This is a genomic window from Caballeronia sp. NK8 (assembly GCF_018408855.1).
GTDB lineage: Bacteria > Pseudomonadota > Gammaproteobacteria > Burkholderiales > Burkholderiaceae > Caballeronia.
Genome location: NZ_AP024324.1, coordinates 300,264 through 314,713 on the forward strand (window position 1 = coordinate 300,264; position 14,450 = coordinate 314,713).

Below are 14,450 nucleotides of genomic sequence, written 5' to 3' on the forward strand. Positions count from 1 at the left end.
CCTCAATTCTCTCCGCGGTGCGGAGAGAATCGAACCAAGTCAACGCCCCCAGCGCAGTACGAGCGGATCGAGCCTGCGTGCGACTTTCAACAGCCCGTCGCGCACGGCGGGATGCATCGCCGCCAGCGGATGACGCACCGCATCCGAACGAATCACGCCGCCTTCCTTCATCAAGGCCTTGCACGCGGCAAGACCGCATTGCCGGTTCTCGTAGTTGATGAGCGGAAGCCATTGCTGATACAACTCCGCAGCCTTCTCGGTATCGCCCGCGAAATAGGCGTCGACGATCTTGCGGATGCCGTCCGGATAGCCGCCGCCCGTCATCGCACCGGTCGCGCCTGCGTCGAAGTCGGGCATCAGCGTGATGGCCTCTTCGCCATCCCACGGACCGACGATCGCGTCGCCGCCGAGTTCGATCAGTTCGCGCAGCTTCGATGCCGCCTGCGCCGTTTCGATCTTGAAGTACGACACGTGCTCGACATCGCGCGCGAGCTTCGCGAGAAACGATGCGGAAAGCGGCGTGCCCGCGACGGGCGCGTCCTGAATCATGATCGGAATGTCGATCGCATTCGATACTTCGCGATAGAACTCGTGAATGCCGCGCTCACCGACGCGAATCGTCGCGCCGTGATACGGCGGCATGATCATGACCATCGCGGCGCCCGCGTCCTGTGCCGCCCGGCTGCGCTCGGCACAGACGCGCGAGCTGAAATGCGTGGTCGTGACGATGACCGGCACGCGGCCCGCCACATGTTCGAGCACGGTGCGTTGCACGGTGTCGCGCTCGGCATCGGACAGCGCGAACTGCTCGGAGAAGTTCGCGAGTATGCAGACGCCGTGCGAACCGGCATCGATCATGAAATCGATCGCGCGTTTCTGGCCTTCGAGATCGAGACGGCCCTGATCGTCGAAGATGGTCGGGGCGACGGGAAATACGCCGCGATAAACAGGTGCAGCCATTGAAGTGTGTCTCCTTTGATGGGTCTAGATCCGGTACAGCGCGCTTGCGTTGTCGAAAAAGAGCGCGAGCCGCTCTTCGCGCGTGCGCAGCGCGACGATGGTCTTGAATCCCTTGAAAAGCTCATCGAGCGTGACGACGAGGCTATCGACCGGAAAGTTACTCGCGAACATGCACCGCTCGACGCCGAAGCTCTCGATCGCATCGCGCACGACGCGGCCGTTGCGCGCGACGCTCCAGCTTACACCCGCTTCGCCGATGCCCGATATCTTGAGCCATACGTTCGGCCATCGCGCGAGCGCATCGAGCGCGGCGCGCCATGCGGCGAGCGCTTCGTCGCTGCGATCCGCGGGCAGGCCCGTGTGATTCACGATGATCTTCATCTGCGGAAAGTCGCGCGCCAGTTCCGCCGCTTCGCCGAAATGCCACCACGGCGCCTGCAATTCGAACATCAGGCCGCTTTGCGCGAGCAACGCATAGCCGCGCCGCCAGCGCGCGCAACGCATCGAGCCCGGCACATCGAAGTCCGCGCGATGCGCCGCGCGCGCAACCGTCTTCGGCTTGTGGCGCACGCTGCGCACGAGCGGCATCTCGCGATAGGCGTCGATCACATCGGCGACATCATCGCGATCGAGCCAGATCTGCGCGGCCATCGCGTTCGGCAGGCCGGTGCGTTCGTGCAGCGCGGTGGCCCAGCGCGCCTCGCCGAGCACGTCGCGCGGGTTCCATTCGCCCTCCATCATGACCGTCTTCACGACGCGATGATTGCCCGCCTGCGCGAAGTAATCATCGGGCAGGAAGTCCTTGCAGATCGCCGCGTAGTCGCCATAGCGAAACGGAATGCGCGGCAGATCGCGCAGCCACGGATGATCGTTGTGTGTCACATCCCAGAAGTGATGATGCGCGTCGACGATGGGCAGGTCCGCGTCGTCGCCGCTTTCCAGGAAGCGTTCACGCAAGGCTTCGATACGCGCTTGCATCATGACGTCAGCTCGCACGGTCCTGCGCCATTCTCACGGCGATGTCGAAGGCCTTTTGCGTGGCGCCGACATCGGCGCGGCCCTGGCCGTGGATATCGAACGCGGTGCCGTGCGCGGGCGTCGTGACCGGCACGGGCAGGCCGCCGTGCACCGTGACGCCGCGCCAGAAGCCCATCAGCTTCATCGCGATCTGGCCTTGGTCGTGGTACATCGTGACCACGCCGTCGAAGACCTTCTGATCGCGCGCGCGCACGAAGATGGTGTCGGCGGGGAAGGGTCCTTGCGCGTCATAACCCTGCGCGCGCGCCTGTTCGACGGCTGGCGCGATCACATCGATTTCCTCGCGGCCGAAGGCGCCGTTATCGCCGTTATGCGGATTGAAGCCGCATACGGCGATGCGCGGCGCGTGGATGCCTGCGCGCTTCAATCCATCGTGAATCAGTCGCACCGCGCCGATGATGCGCTCCGGCGTGAGCTTCGCGCTCACGTCCTTCAACGCGATATGCGAGGTCACGCGCGAGGTCCACAGCTCGTCGAGCACGTTGAACTCGCAGAACGCGCCGCTGTAGTCGAGCTGGCGCGCGAACCACTCCATTTCGTCGTTCGTCTCCATGCCGGCCATGTGCAGCGAGGTTTTGTTGACGGGCGCGAAGAGCATCGCCTGCGTGCGGTTCACGCGCGTCTTCGCGAGTGCCTGTTTGAAGGCTTCGAGGCTGTAGCGGCCGCCGCGTTCCGTCGCCACGGCGCGCTCGTAGAGCCCATCGTCGGGCAGGCGGAAGTCGATGAGCGAAGGCACGTCGGTATCGCGCGCGGCGGCGGCTTCATCGTCGACCACGTGATACTCGAAGCGTTGCTGCGCGATCTCCATGCCTTTGTCGAGCTCACGCCTGTCGCCGATGATCAGCAGATCGGCGCGCGCGCGATTCTCGGGCTTCGCGATGAGACGCGCGATGAGTTCGGGACCGATGCCGGCGGGATCGCCGAGAAGAACTGCGATGCGAGGTTTCATGTTCGTAGGGTCTGTGGGTCGGTGATCAGCGTGTGCGGCGCAGATCGATTGCGATCGAACCGAAGATATACACCAGCGCGCACGCGCCGTAAAAGTGCAGCACCGCATCGAAGGAGCCGGTGCGCTGAAGAATGAAGCCGGTGATGAGCGGAATCGAAATGCCGCCGACGCTGCCTGCGCAGTTCATGCACGCACCGAGCAGGCCGACGCGTCCCGGGCTTGCGAGCAGCGAAGGCAGGCTCCAGTAGAGGCTGCCCCACATCAGCAGGAACGATGCGCCACACAGCACTGCGACCGCGACCACGGGCGACGTGATCGTCGGCAGCGCGGCGAACACGGCGAGCGTCGCCGCACCCGATACGGTGATCATGCTCTTCACGACCTTGCCGCGCGAGAAATTCTTCGCGCACAGCGCGTCGCACAGAAAGCCGCCCGACAGCGAGCCGAGCGCGCCCGCGAGGAAGATGAAGAAGGTCGCCGCGCCGATCTGCGACAGGCTCAGGCCCCGCGCCTGCGTCAGGTAGCTCGGGCCCCACGTGAGCAGGCCGAAGAAGATCATCGCCCAGCTCATGCGGCCGACGCACATCGCGATGGTCGAGCGCAGCGGCAACGGCGCATCGTCATGGACCGCGCGGGCAGCGCCGGACACGGACGGCGCGCCGTCGCGGATATGCGCGAGTTCCGCGCCATTCACGCCGGGATGTTTCGCGGGGTCGTCGCGCAGATAGCGCCATGCAAGCCAGCCACACGCGATCGTCGCAAGCCCCGCGACGACGAACGCGGTGCGCCACGAGCCGAACATGAGGATCAGATGCGAGATCGCGAGGCCGCCGATCGCCGCGCCGAGCGGCGAGCCCGCATCCATCAGCACCGCGCCGCGCGCGCGTTCGCCGCGCGATAGCCAGAGCGCGTTGAGCTTGCTGCCTGCGGGAAAGAGCGGGGCTTCCGCGCCGCCGAGACCCACGCGCAGCAGCAGCATCGACAGGCCGCCGGTGGCCGCGCCCATCAACGTTTGAAAGAGACCCCACAAGACCGTTGCGCCTGCAATGACCTTGCGCGGCCCCAGTTTGTCGATGAGCCAGCCGCCCGGAATCTGCAACAGCGCATATGACCAGAAGAAGCTCGAGAGCACGAGCCCCTGCATCGCGGGCGAGAGCGCGAACTCCTTCGCGATGGTGGGCATCGCGATGGAAAGCGAGATGCGGTCCACGAGGTTGATCAGCGTGATGAGAAACACCACGCCGAAGATGCGCCAGCGTACGCTCGTCGCGTGTCCGGACGCGGCGGCGTCATGCGCCGCGGGTGATTCGATCCTGCCTTCCATGCCTGTCTCCTGATATGGGCGGGCTGCATCGGCCCTGCATCATTGCGTCATTCGATGACGTCGAAATCGCTCAGATGCTTGTCGGACAGCGTGATGCCGAGGCCCGGCGTTTCATCGGAGAGTTGCAGATAGCCGTTCTCCGGTTGCGGCTCGCCGTCGAAGATGTAATAGAAGAGCTCGTTGCCCACTTCCACATCGAACACGGGGAAGAATTCGGACATCGGGCTCGCGGTGCTCGACATCGTCAGGTGATAGTTATGCATCTGGCCCGCGTGCGGGATCACGGGCACGGACCAGGCTTCCGCCATCGCGTTGATCTTGCGCGCGGCGGTGATGCCGCCCACGCGGTTCGTGTCGTACTGAATGACATCCACGGCGCGGCGTTCCAGCAGATCCTTGAAGCCATAGCTCGTGAACTCGTGCTCGCCTCCGGAGATCGGCACGATGTTCATCTTCTTCAACTCCTGATAGCCTTCGACGTCGTCGCCGATCACTGGCTCTTCGAGCCAGCGCGGATTGAACTCGGCAAGACGCGGCAGCATGCGGCGCGCGTATTCCAGCGTCCAGCCCATGTAGCATTCCAGCATGATGTCGACATCGTCGCCTGCGAGTTCGCGCAACAGGCGGACCTGCTCCAGATTCTTCGCCATGCCCTTCGGGCCGTCTTTCGGGCCGTAGCCGAAGCGCATCTTCATCGCGGTGAAGCCCTGGTCGAGATAGCCCTGGGCTTCCGCGAGAAAGGCGTCGCGGTCGTCGTTGTTATAGAGCTTCGACGCATAGCACCAGATCTTCTCTTTCGTGCGGCCGCCGAGCAGCTTGAAGACGGGCTTTTTCACGGCCTTGCCCATGATGTCCCACAGCGCGATGTCCACTGCGGAGATCGCCGCCATGCCGATGCCCTTGCGACCCCATGCGAGCGTGCGCCGATACATCTTCTGCCAGATGTATTCGTGATCGAACGGATCTTCGCCGATGGCGATGGGCGCGAGATATTCATCGACGATCTGCTTCGCGACGCGCGGCGCGAGCGCGCAATTGCCGATGCCGACGGTGCCGTCGTCGCATTCGATCTCGACGACGAGCCAGCCGTGAAAACGGAATGAGCCCATCGCGTCGCCGCGTTCGTAGAGAACGTCGACGGCGTTCGTGCAGAAGTGCGATTGCGGCGGCACGACCTTGCCTTTCCATTCGAAAACGCGTGCGCGGACATGCTTGATCTTCATCTCGGGTGTCTCCGGTTCCAGTCGGGTGGGGGCCGCTGCAACGAGGGTTTGCGCGGCTGTATCGGGTAGCGCTAGTGTGCGAAACTCTGCGATAACTGACCATTGAATTATTTGCATCAGGCTATTTCCTGGAGTTATCGCTCGCATGATCGCGCCCGCCACGACCATACGCAAACGCCTGCGCCTGCGTCATCTGCAATTGATGACGGCGCTTTCGGAAACAGAATCGCTCAGAAGCGCCGCTGACGAACTCGCGATGACGCAGCCCGCCGCGACCAAGGCGCTGAAGGAGCTGGAGGACACCATCGGCGCGACGCTGTTCGTGCGTCATGCGCGCGGGATGGAGCCGACGATCTACGGGGAGGCGGTGATGCGCTACGCGCGCGTCGTCTTCGAGGATCTCGATGAACTGCGCGAGGAACTGGCGGCGATCGAGGCGGGCGATATCGGCAAGGTGCGTATCGGCGCGGTGATGGCGCCGGCTCCCGATTTGCTGACGAAGGTGATCGTGCAGTTGAAGGAAGCGCATCCGCGCCTGCAGATCAGCGTGCAGATCGATACGAGCGATGTGCTCGTGCAGGCGTTGCAGCAGGATCAGCTGGATATCGTGGTGGGGCGCATTCCTTACGGCTTTTCCGCGCTCGATCTGACGTTCGAGACCTTGTCGGAAGAGGCATTGGCGATCGTGGCGCGGCCGGATCACCCGGCGGTCGCCATGGCGGGGAGGCCGAAGCTTGCAGATCTCGCGAAGTATCCGTGGATCGTGCAGCCGCATCCGAGTCCGATGAGGCAGATCATCGATCAGACGTTTCGGGAGTCGCGCGTTGCGCCGCCGGTGAGTACGGTCGAGACGTCTTCCATTCTCACCACGTTGTCGCTGTTGCGGGACTCGGACATGCTTGCGGTGTTGCCGAGTTCCGTCGCTGACTATTATTCGGCGCTGAATACGATTGCGTCGTTGCCCACTGCATTGCGCGGGCGACTCGCGCCTTATGGGTTGATTCTCAGGAAGAACCGGCGGATCAGTCCGGCGACGCAACTGGTCATCGATGCGATTCGACGGGCTTGAAGAATGGATAAGCGGTGAATAAAAAAAGGTGATAACCCGCGCACTGGCGCGCGCTTATTTCGCCGTGCACGCTAGCCCGCTCAACGAGCGGGCTTTTTAATTGAGAATGAGAAATATCGTATGGCCGTCAAGTCGTTGCCATATCTATGCTCTGTGCGCTGCCCGCTTGTGTTGAGCGGGGGCAAGTCATCCATCGCGAGAGAAAAGAACGAAGGATAAGCAATGAGCGACACGAATATCTTTGTGAAAATAGATGGCGTCACCGGTGAAGCGAGTGCCGTGGGCCATGTCGGTGAAATTGATGTGTACAGCTATGAATGGAATATGCACCAAAGTTCGCGCGGCGCTTCTCGCAATAAGCGCGCGACTATCGAACACATCACGTTCGTGCATCGCATCAGTCTCGCATCTACTGGTTTGCTCAATATGCTCTTGCATAGCAAGGTGGCGTCGGAAGGTTTTTTGACTGTTCTTAGTCCCTTTGCGCAATCGTCAACGACTCCACTCGGAAAAATCATTCCGCCGAAGCCCACACTCAAGATTCAAATGAAAAATGTCATGGTGCATCGAATCGTGGCATACGGCACCGGCTACGGACATTATGAGCGTGTCGTGATTTCGTTTGACGAGTTCAAACGAGAATACACCCTGATGAACATGGAGGGCGCTGCATGTGGCGTTTCAACCAATCACTACGTAATACGGTGCGGCGACTGATCATGTTCAAGATTGATCGCTCGAAAATCAATTGGGATACGGTGATTATGGGTTGCGCAGTCTTCGCGCTTCAGTTGCCGTTTTTGCCATCGACGTTGGAGTTTCGACTTTACTCGGTGGTGACATGGGGCACCGTAGTCAAGCTCAATGCCGGAGGCTTTCATCCAGAAATAGAGTTCACGACGAGTGATGGAAGGCGATCATCGTTCGCAGGGAGCACAACGTATCGCACAGAAGTGGGTGATCGCGTCGAAATCAGGTATCGGACAACCCCGTATATCGAGGCCAGAGTAAATAACGAATTGAGTATATGGGGCATGCACACATTTATAACGGCATTCTCTGCGGTCTTTATCATAGGTGGTCTTTACGGTATGCGTCCAAACAAGCACCGGTGGGGCGACGATGATTAAATCGAGCCAATGGGAGTATGAAACGGCCGGTTCTGCTGCCGCATCAATCGGTGATCTGCTGCTTTCGGGCGGGAAATTCATTTTGAAAGATCCAGCGCATAAGCTCCACGCGTTTGAATATGCCGGCTTTGGCGCGGGCGTCGGCTTGAGCACGCGCATGCCGAAAAGTCTGCGACTGCCAGATATTAGATTGCCGCGTAAAGGCACGGTAAGCGGTTCGGGTGCAACGACGGACTTTCAAGGCAGGGGCTTTGTCTACCGGTTCCGCGAGCCCGAATTAAAGCCAGAGGATTTTGCAGGAATGACGATCTATGTAGATGCGAGCGCCGGACTGCTAGTCACGGAAAACATCTCAGGCTTCATTGCAGGCATCGATCAACGAGCAATGATTCCGTGGATGTTCAACCCCGGCTTGTTTGCAAGTGCGCTTGGAGCGAGCGCGAAAGCCTTTGTTCTCTTGCGCGGGATGGGTGAGGGGTTAGTCGATGCCATAGGAGGCGGCGTTATGCTTGGCTCGATTAACTATAAAGGTCCGTACACTGAGTAGGCCCCGATCGTCCACGCCCGCATTCGCGGGCGTTCCCTGCGGTCTGGCGAAAGCCGACGTTCACCGCCCGACCAACTCCCCATCCAAAGCATCATCCTTCGCCGAAGCATGATCCAGCGCGATATCCGGCCGCATGAAAAACGTCATCACGATCCCCACCGCGAGCAAACCGAGCGACCCCGCAAAAGGCAACGTCCAGCTCCCGGTCCGATCGACGACGAACCCGAACACGATCGGCGAAAAGATCCCCGCGATAGCCGATCCCGCATTCACGAGCCCGCTCGCGATCCCGACGTGCTTGGGCGTGATATCCATCGGCACGGCCCAGATCGGCCCGATGGTCATCTCAAGGAAGAAGAACGACAGGCTCAACGAAGCAGCCATGACCGGCAGCGACTTCACGACCATCACGGGCGCGAGAAACACGAGCGCACCGAGGAACGCGACGATGATCATGTTGCGCCGCGCCGAAACCACGCTGCCGGTGCGCTTCAGAATGCGATCCGAAATCACGCCGCCCGCGGTATTGCCGACGACACCCGAAAGAAACACGCCTGCGGAAAACAGCGCCGAACTCTTCAGATCGAGACCGCGTCCATGCATGAAGAAGGTCGGCAGCCAGGTGAAGAACAGCCAGCCGGTCCAGCCATAGCAGAAGTAGACGATCATCGTCGGCGCGATGCGCTTGAGCAGGCGGCCCCAGGGCGTCGGCTCGCGCGTCTTGTCGACGGCGACCTTGTGTTCGGGCGGCAACTCCGCTTCTTCCTCGGCCGTCATGTGACGATGCTTGCGCGGGTTATCGGCGAAGTACCACGCATAGGCGATGACCCACACGGCCGTCAGCGCGCCGACCAGCACGAACGAAGCACGCCACGAAGCGAACGCGACCAGCAACGCGATCAAGGGTGGCGTGACCGCGTTACCGAGGCGTGAGAACGAATGCGTGAGCCCTTGCACGAAGCCGCGCTTGCTCGCCGGATACCAGTTGACCAGCGCGCGGGCTTGCGCGGGCAGCGCCGCACCTTCGCCGACGCCGAGCAGCATGCGCGCGCAGAACAGCGAGACGACACCGCCCGCGAAGCCCGTCGCGACCGACGCGACGATCCAGATCGACGCGCACAGCACGAGCGTCGTCTTGGCGCCGAAGCGGTCGCTGAACCATCCGCCGATGACCTGGCAGATCGCATACGTATAGGCGAACGCGCCGAACACGAGGCCGACGTCGGTATTGGTGAGATGAAGATCGTCGCGTATCAGGCCCGCCGCAGCGGACAGGTTGACGCGATCGAGATACATGATGAACGACATCGCGCACATCAGCGCGAGAACGGAGCGGGTGACTCTGGGGCGATGCAGCATCTTTTGTGTCTCCTCTAAGGCTTGTTTCGCTCTTGTTCGAGGACGGACCTCATGTCGATCCGGCGTCCCGCAGTCTCGCGAAAACAGCGATAGCCGTCTATTGAATTCGCCTCATGAGGTGATTACCGGAGGTTATGGCTGCCGCCGCTCGTATTGGCGGACCTGCAAAGACGCTTCGCGAAAACATGATCCTTGAAATGAAAGGTTCGCGAACCTATCCTCTTTGAGCAGACAGATTCAGGCCGCAAGCGGTGCGGACGCTGTCGGTCGAAGGAGACGCGCATGCGTCGCTGGCTTCTTCTCATGATCCCGCTGGTCATGAGCGCAATGTCGCTTCACGCCGATGCGGACAACGGACAGGACCGGCGGCGAAACGACGATCACCACGTCCTCAGAGTGTTCGATGCACACGGCAAGCCTGTCGGACGGCTTGCGTCGTACCACGGATACGACGGCGTCTATCTCGACATAAACGGTGCGATCGTATTCGCCGCCGTCACGTGGCTGCGCATCGATCCCAACACGATCGATTCGTCGAAATTCCAGTGGTGGACGTTCGGGCCGTTCAACTACTCGACCACCGATTGCAGTGGTTCGCCGATCATCGCGCCGGGGAGCGGTCCGCGGCCGGCCATCGCGACGAGAAACGGCGCCGACGTCACGCTGCTGATCGCAGGCGATACGGTCTCGACGCCGGCCCAGATCGTCGCGGTCTTCGACGGCACCCGATGCACCCCGCCGCCGGTCATCGGTCACGTGCCGCCTTCCACTGCGCCCGTGCCGGCATTCACGGCGGAGACGAACTATCCGCTGACGGCGCATTACCCTGAGCCGCTGACCATCGGCTATTGATTGACCGCATCGACGGAGAAACGTGATGTGTCGAATCCTCGTTGCCGTGCTCGCCATGTGCGCGAGCCTGAGTCTTGCAGGCGAGCGCGATCATCCGGGGCGCGATCGACCCGAAGGGCCGCGCCTGCCCATGGTGTACGACGCACAGGGAAGGGCCGTGGGGCCGCTCGAATATCTCGGCGGCGTCAATGGCGTGTATATCGCGATAGACGGCAGGCCCATCTTCGTCACGGTCGATCACAAGCTCGTTGCACCGTTGCAGTACTCGGCCTCGGAGTATCAATGGGTCGCGACGCAGCCGGTGGGCTACGCATCCACCGACTGCAGCGGCGGCGTGCTCGTCCCGTACTCGGACAGTCCCACTCCGGCGATCGCGGTCAGGGACGGGGTCGACGTAACGGTTTATGTCGCCGTCGATGGCTATTCGGGCAACGTGCACGTATGGTCGACGAGGCAGACGGATAGTTCGGGCGCGACTTCGTGCAGCGCGGCCCAGTATGACGAGGGCGATCTGTATTGGGCGGTCCGGAGCACTTATCCGCTGACGCAGCGCCATCCCGAACCCTTGCGCATCGATTATTGACGCGATGCGAGCGCGTCGACCATGGAGGCCGATATGAAATGCTGGCTGACCGGAGCCCTGCTCGTGCTCTACGCCGTTGCGTCGCTCGCCGGCGATTCGTCGCACGACGAGAGGCATCGACCGGTGAGAGTGTTCGATGCTAACGGCCGAGTGATTGGCGATCTCACGCAGTTCAGCGCCAATAACGGCGTCGCGTTCACGGTCGGCGACGCGACCACGATCGTGCCGCTCACGCGCGTCCAGGACGCGAGCTATCACTTCTCCGCGACCGACTTCGAATGGCTCGCGATATCGGAGGGCGAATACACGTCGACCGATTGCAGCGGCGATCCGATCATCGAGTCGGCCTGGGGTCCGAGGATCGCGATTCCGTTCAGGCAAGGCAGCGAGGTCACGGTGTACTTCGCGGCCGCGGGTCCGGGGCAATCCCTGGTCGCTCGCTCCAGACTCGGTTCAAACCCGTCGACGTGCACTCAATACACGATCCCGATCACGGAAGTAGGATACCCGGCAGCCGCGAAACTCGTGATCACGCGCGATCATCCGGAGCCGCTCAGAATCGGATATTGAGGACGCGATGTCCGTGCGGACTTCGCGTCCTCCTTCGCCTTCAGGCGTTGGCGCCGCCATCGACGGTGAGCGACGCGCCGGTGATGTAGCTCGCGTTCGCGCTCGCAAGAAAGACCACGGCTTGCGCGATGTCCTCGCCCTTTCCATAGTCGCCGGTGGCCGTCAGCGATTTCAAGGTCGGCCCGAACGGACCCTCGACTGGGTTCATGTCCGTATCGATGGAGCCGGGCTGCACCAGGTTCGCCGTAATCCCTTGCGGACCGAGTTCTCGCGCCAACCCCTGCGTGAACGCGACGAGCGCGGACTTGGAGGCTGAGTAGACACCGAGCATCGAGGCGGGCACGCGGTCGGCAAAATAGCTGCCGATCGAAATGATGCGTCCACCCCGCGCGAGATGCGGAATCGCCGCTTTTGCGGCCAGAATCGGCCCGCGCACATTGACGTTGAGCGTCGCGTCGATGTCTTCGATGGAAATGTCTTTCACATCGCCCATTCGAAGAATGCCCGCGTTGTTGATCAGAATATCGAGGCCGCCCAGCGCTTCGACCGTCTTCCGCACGGACGCCTGAACCGCCGATGCATCGGCGCTATCGGCCTGAATCGCGACGCCGCGGCGGCCTTCCGCCTCGATCGCCTGCACGACTTGCGCCGCCTGTTCTGACGACTTCTCATACGTGATCGCGACATCCGCGCCGGCGGCAGCCATTGCCTTCGCGATCGCGGCTCCAATACCGCGGCTTGCTCCGGTGACAAGAGCGCGTTTTCCTTCAAGCATCATGATGTTCTCCATTCTGTGTGGGTCGATAACGGTTTGCGCATTCAGGCAAAAAGCTGCTGAGCCTCGGCGTAGGACAAAGGCTGGTCGTCGAGCGCTTCGGAGCGGCCGTGTGTGAGAAAGTCCTTCGCCAGAGCCTTCGCTCTGCCGAGCACGACCTGCGAAATGCCGCTGCCCGCACTGAGCCGGCGCACGCCGAGTTTGCCGAGCGTCGTTGCATCGGCCAGGCCCGGGAGCGCCATGACGTTCAGAGGCAGCCGGATTGCGCCGGCGATCGCTTCGATGTAGGAAGGCTGCACGAGCGCCGGAAGGAAAAGACCATCCGTGCCCGCCGATGCATACAGATGACCCCGAGCGATCGCCTCCGGCGGCTGCTTCGCCTGCTCGACGAGGCTGGCAAGAAATACATCGCTGCGCGCGTTGACGAAGAGGTCCAGGCCGGCTTTCGCCACGGCGTTCTTGATCGCCTCGATCTTCGCGGCCAGCAGCGATGGGGCGTCCGGCCCGTCTTCGATATTGATGCCAGCAATGCCCAGATCCGCGAGTTGCAGCACGTGCGCGGCGACGGCTTTGGGATCATCGGAATAGCCGTTTTCGACATCGACCGACAAGGGCACTTCAAGAACGCGGACGATACGCCGAACCGAGCCGACGACTTCATCGAACGGAAGCATGCGTCCGTCGGGATAACCCAGCGCCCAGGCAAAGCCCGCGCTGGTCGTGGCGATCGCGGATGCGCCCTGCGCTTCGATGAGACGCGCGCTGCCGGCGTCCCAGGCGTTCGGCAAAAGGAGCGGTGTCGATTGGTCGTGCAGTTGACGGAACGTACTTGCGTTGGACATGACTGTTTCCTTTTCCTTGAAATTCGAATGAATGAAACGTGCGGAGTACTCAGGCCGCTACCGCGCTTTTGGTTCCCGCGAACGATGCGATGCGGCGCGTCGCAAGACCGGACACCAGGATCGCGATCACGACGGGAACGGCCGCCAGATAGCCCAGGTTGTGGCTGCCGGTAAGCGGAATCACGGCGGCGCCCAGCGTGCCGGCGATCGACACGCCCACATAAGTCGCCGACGTGTTGAGGCCGACCAGCACCGCGGTCATCGGCGGATTCAGGCTGGCGAGGCGAAACTGTTGCGGCACCAGGACGCCCCACGCACACGCGCCCCAGATCGTCACCGCGATAGCCGCGCTCCAGAGGTGCGCGCTGGTGATCGGCATGGTGAAGACGACGACCGCGACGATGGCCAGCTTGATCAATACGACCTTGTGCGAACCGATCCGGTCGAGAATGCGTCCGGTCACCAGGTTCGAGAACGTTCCCGCCAGCCCCCACAGCACCAGCAACGCGCCCAGCGCCGTGGGGCTGTGGCCGGTCGCACGGTCGAACACGACAGAGAAGTAGCTGAAGATGATGAAGGTGCCGATCTGAGCCAGCACGGTCGTGGTGAGCGTCAGGCCGACGCGCGCATCGGTCAGCGGCGACAGACGCGCGCGCAGCGAGACGGCCGGCGGCAGCGGCACTTCGGGCATGAATGCGAGGATGCCGACGAATGCCGCCGCTCCGAGCGCGGCGACCAGCACCAGCGTCCAGTGCCAGCCCGCGAGACCGCCGATGACCGCGCCGATCGGCGAGCCGAGCGCGGTCGCGGTGGTCAGGCCCGCCACGATGATGGACAACGCGTAGCCACGCCGTTCCGGCGGCACCAGCGCCGCGCCGGTGCCGCTGGCGGTCGGTGAGAACATCGCAGCGCCGAGGCCCGCCAGCGCGCGCGTAGCCAAGGCGATGCCCAGGTTCGGCGCCACGATGGTGCCGAGATTGGCAATCACGAACAGGCCGATACCGCTCAGAAGCAAACGCTTACGCCCGACGTTCGCCGCAAACGCCGCGATGGTCGGACCCAGCAGTGCGTAGCTCAGCGCATAGACGCTGATCAACTGACCCGCTGCACCGATGCTCACGCCAAACGAATGAGCAATTTCAGGCAGGATGCCCGCGAAGACGAAGCTATCGGTCCCCAGCGCGAACATGCCGAGTGCCAGTGTTAATAGACGACGATCCATTTCAACG

16 protein-coding genes are annotated in these 14,450 nt (G+C 62.3%); 7 read left to right on the top strand and 9 right to left on the bottom strand.

Annotation, left to right across the window (positions count from 1 at the left end; genetic code table 11):
• Positions 1-39 precede the first annotated feature (39 nt).
• The 5 genes from NK8_RS22965 to NK8_RS22985 are packed head-to-tail and all read right to left on the bottom strand — an operon-like array spanning position 40 to position 5,494.
• Positions 40-960: a dihydrodipicolinate synthase family protein gene (locus NK8_RS22965; RefSeq protein ID WP_213231317.1), complete on the bottom strand. Its 921-nt coding sequence runs from the start codon at positions 958-960 to the stop codon at positions 40-42.
• Between the two features lie 24 nt (positions 961-984).
• The gene (locus tag NK8_RS22970) at positions 985-1,941 is read right to left on the bottom strand and encodes an amidohydrolase (protein ID WP_213231319.1); all 957 of its coding nucleotides are present in this window, start codon (positions 1,939-1,941) and stop codon (positions 985-987) included.
• A gap of 4 nt (positions 1,942-1,945) precedes the next feature.
• Positions 1,946-2,947, bottom strand: coding sequence for a 4-hydroxythreonine-4-phosphate dehydrogenase PdxA (locus NK8_RS22975; RefSeq protein WP_213231321.1), 1,002 nt, complete (start codon positions 2,945-2,947; stop codon positions 1,946-1,948).
• 25 nt (positions 2,948-2,972) lie between these two features.
• Positions 2,973-4,271, bottom strand: coding sequence for an MFS transporter (locus NK8_RS22980; RefSeq protein ID WP_162069035.1), 1,299 nt, complete (start codon positions 4,269-4,271; stop codon positions 2,973-2,975).
• Positions 4,272-4,318: 47 nt separating this feature from the next.
• On the bottom strand, positions 4,319-5,494 hold the full coding sequence (locus tag NK8_RS22985) for an L-rhamnonate dehydratase (RefSeq protein WP_213231323.1): 1,176 nt from the start codon (positions 5,492-5,494) through the stop codon (positions 4,319-4,321).
• Between the two features lie 145 nt (positions 5,495-5,639).
• Between NK8_RS22985 and NK8_RS22990 the strand changes: the two genes are divergently transcribed.
• The 4 genes from NK8_RS22990 (at position 5,640) to NK8_RS23005 (ending at position 8,240) form a co-directional block, all read left to right on the top strand.
• Positions 5,640-6,563 carry a LysR family transcriptional regulator gene (locus NK8_RS22990; protein WP_213231325.1) on the top strand — a complete coding sequence of 308 codons (924 nt, stop codon included), beginning with the start codon at positions 5,640-5,642 and terminating at the stop codon, positions 6,561-6,563.
• A gap of 222 nt (positions 6,564-6,785) precedes the next feature.
• Positions 6,786-7,280 (top strand): type VI secretion system tube protein Hcp, encoded by a 495-nt coding sequence (locus NK8_RS22995; protein WP_213231327.1) that lies wholly within the window; start codon positions 6,786-6,788, stop codon positions 7,278-7,280.
• Between the two features lie 2 nt (positions 7,281-7,282).
• On the top strand, positions 7,283-7,693 hold the full coding sequence (locus NK8_RS23000; protein ID WP_162069039.1) for a DUF3592 domain-containing protein: 411 nt from the start codon (positions 7,283-7,285) through the stop codon (positions 7,691-7,693).
• On the top strand, positions 7,686-8,240 hold the full coding sequence (locus tag NK8_RS23005; RefSeq protein WP_162069040.1) for a hypothetical protein: 555 nt from the start codon (positions 7,686-7,688) through the stop codon (positions 8,238-8,240). The genes NK8_RS23000 and NK8_RS23005 overlap by 8 nt, the downstream gene beginning before the upstream one ends.
• A 60-nt stretch (positions 8,241-8,300) precedes the next feature.
• Here NK8_RS23005 and NK8_RS23010 read toward each other — a convergent pair whose 3' ends face one another.
• Entirely contained in the window at positions 8,301-9,599 is a 1,299-nt protein-coding gene (locus tag NK8_RS23010) for an MFS transporter (RefSeq protein ID WP_162069041.1), read from the bottom strand.
• Positions 9,600-9,881: 282 nt separating this feature from the next.
• Here NK8_RS23010 and NK8_RS23015 point away from each other — a divergent pair, with 282 nt between their 5' ends.
• The 3 genes from NK8_RS23015 to NK8_RS23025 are packed head-to-tail and all read left to right on the top strand — an operon-like array spanning position 9,882 to position 11,604.
• Positions 9,882-10,451 carry a hypothetical protein gene (locus NK8_RS23015; RefSeq protein WP_213231329.1) on the top strand — a complete coding sequence of 190 codons (570 nt, stop codon included), beginning with the start codon at positions 9,882-9,884 and terminating at the stop codon, positions 10,449-10,451.
• 25 nt (positions 10,452-10,476) lie between these two features.
• A complete protein-coding gene (locus tag NK8_RS23020; RefSeq protein WP_213231331.1) occupies positions 10,477-11,034 on the top strand; it encodes a hypothetical protein in 558 nt (185 codons plus the stop codon).
• A gap of 33 nt (positions 11,035-11,067) precedes the next feature.
• The gene (locus tag NK8_RS23025; RefSeq protein ID WP_213231333.1) at positions 11,068-11,604 is read left to right on the top strand and encodes a hypothetical protein; all 537 of its coding nucleotides are present in this window, start codon (positions 11,068-11,070) and stop codon (positions 11,602-11,604) included.
• Between the two features lie 40 nt (positions 11,605-11,644).
• Here the strand turns inward: NK8_RS23025 and NK8_RS23030 are convergent, their stop codons facing one another.
• Genes NK8_RS23030 through NK8_RS23040 form a run of 3 tightly spaced genes read right to left on the bottom strand, consistent with a single transcriptional unit; the run spans position 11,645 to position 14,443 of the window.
• Positions 11,645-12,382, bottom strand: a complete 738-nt coding sequence (locus NK8_RS23030) for an SDR family oxidoreductase (RefSeq protein WP_197919714.1) — start codon at positions 12,380-12,382, stop codon at positions 11,645-11,647.
• Positions 12,383-12,423: 41 nt separating this feature from the next.
• Positions 12,424-13,221: an isocitrate lyase/phosphoenolpyruvate mutase family protein gene (locus NK8_RS23035; protein ID WP_213231335.1), complete on the bottom strand. Its 798-nt coding sequence runs from the start codon at positions 13,219-13,221 to the stop codon at positions 12,424-12,426.
• Between the two features lie 49 nt (positions 13,222-13,270).
• Positions 13,271-14,443 carry an MFS transporter gene (locus NK8_RS23040; protein ID WP_213231337.1) on the bottom strand — a complete coding sequence of 391 codons (1,173 nt, stop codon included), beginning with the start codon at positions 14,441-14,443 and terminating at the stop codon, positions 13,271-13,273.
• Between the last annotated feature and the right edge of the window lie 7 nt (positions 14,444-14,450).

Bases quoted from the DNA above. Each gene is read 5' to 3' on its own strand.
- NK8_RS22965 (WP_213231317.1), bottom strand. From the start codon at position 960: ATGGCTGCACCTGTTTATCGCGGCGTATTTCCCGTCGCCCCGACCATC.
- NK8_RS22970 (WP_213231319.1), bottom strand. From the start codon at position 1,941: ATGATGCAAGCGCGTATCGAAGCCTTGCGTGAACGCTTCCTGGAAAGC.
- NK8_RS22975 (WP_213231321.1), bottom strand. From the start codon at position 2,947: ATGAAACCTCGCATCGCAGTTCTTCTCGGCGATCCCGCCGGCATCGGT.
- NK8_RS22980 (WP_162069035.1), bottom strand. From the start codon at position 4,271: ATGGAAGGCAGGATCGAATCACCCGCGGCGCATGACGCCGCCGCGTCC.
- NK8_RS22985 (WP_213231323.1), bottom strand. From the start codon at position 5,494: ATGAAGATCAAGCATGTCCGCGCACGCGTTTTCGAATGGAAAGGCAAG.
- NK8_RS22990 (WP_213231325.1), top strand. From the start codon at position 5,640: ATGATCGCGCCCGCCACGACCATACGCAAACGCCTGCGCCTGCGTCAT.
- NK8_RS22995 (WP_213231327.1), top strand. From the start codon at position 6,786: ATGAGCGACACGAATATCTTTGTGAAAATAGATGGCGTCACCGGTGAA.
- NK8_RS23000 (WP_162069039.1), top strand. From the start codon at position 7,283: ATGTTCAAGATTGATCGCTCGAAAATCAATTGGGATACGGTGATTATG.
- NK8_RS23005 (WP_162069040.1), top strand. From the start codon at position 7,686: ATGATTAAATCGAGCCAATGGGAGTATGAAACGGCCGGTTCTGCTGCC.
- NK8_RS23010 (WP_162069041.1), bottom strand. From the start codon at position 9,599: ATGCTGCATCGCCCCAGAGTCACCCGCTCCGTTCTCGCGCTGATGTGC.
- NK8_RS23015 (WP_213231329.1), top strand. From the start codon at position 9,882: ATGCGTCGCTGGCTTCTTCTCATGATCCCGCTGGTCATGAGCGCAATG.
- NK8_RS23020 (WP_213231331.1), top strand. From the start codon at position 10,477: ATGTGTCGAATCCTCGTTGCCGTGCTCGCCATGTGCGCGAGCCTGAGT.
- NK8_RS23025 (WP_213231333.1), top strand. From the start codon at position 11,068: ATGAAATGCTGGCTGACCGGAGCCCTGCTCGTGCTCTACGCCGTTGCG.
- NK8_RS23030 (WP_197919714.1), bottom strand. From the start codon at position 12,382: ATGATGCTTGAAGGAAAACGCGCTCTTGTCACCGGAGCAAGCCGCGGT.
- NK8_RS23035 (WP_213231335.1), bottom strand. From the start codon at position 13,221: ATGTCCAACGCAAGTACGTTCCGTCAACTGCACGACCAATCGACACCG.
- NK8_RS23040 (WP_213231337.1), bottom strand. From the start codon at position 14,443: ATGGATCGTCGTCTATTAACACTGGCACTCGGCATGTTCGCGCTGGGG.